This is a genomic window from Burkholderia sp. HI2761 (assembly GCF_002223355.1).
GTDB lineage: Bacteria > Pseudomonadota > Gammaproteobacteria > Burkholderiales > Burkholderiaceae > Burkholderia.
Genome location: NZ_NKFN01000034.1, coordinates 1 through 638, shown reverse-complemented (window position 1 = coordinate 638; position 638 = coordinate 1). Strand labels below are relative to the sequence as shown.

Genomic DNA, 638 nt, shown 5'->3' with positions numbered 1-638 from the left:
CCCGTGAGCGCGGCGCTCGGGAATGCCGACAGGAACAGCACCGTCTGCGCGACGTCCTGCACCGTCGTGAACACGCCGTCGACCGTGTTGCCGAGCATCACCTTCTTGATCACTTCCTCTTCGCTGATCCCGAGCTCCTTCGCCTGCTCCGGAATCTGCTTGTCGACCAGCGGCGTGCGCACGAAGCCCGGACACACGACGTGCGAGCGCACGTTGTGCTTCGCGCCTTCCTTCGCCAGCACGCGCGCCAGGCCCAGCAGCCCGTGCTTGGCCGTCACGTACGCCGATTTCAGCGGCGACGCTTCGTGCGAGTGCACCGAGCCCATGTAGATCACGACGCCGCCGCGATCGTCCTTGTACATGTGCTTGAGCGCGGCCTTCGTCGTCAGGAACGCGCCGTCCACGTGGATCGCCTGCATCTTCTTCCAGTCGGAGAACGAATAGTTCTCGATCGGGTTGACGATCTGGATGCCGGCGTTCGACACGAGGATGTCGACCGAGCCGAACGCTTCGGCCACCTTGTCGATGCCGCTGTTCACGGCTTCCTCGCTGGTCACGTCCATCGCGACGCCGATCGCCTTGCCGCCTGCCTTGTTGATCTCGTCGGCGACCGCGTTCGCGCCGTCCTGGTTCAGGTC

At 64.7% G+C, this 638-nt stretch carries 1 protein-coding gene; it reads right to left on the bottom strand.

Going from position 1 to position 638, the window contains the following annotated elements:
• The coding region (locus tag CFB46_RS35000) for a 3-hydroxybutyrate dehydrogenase (protein ID WP_089502511.1) at window positions 1-638 on the bottom strand (638 nt) is incomplete at both ends.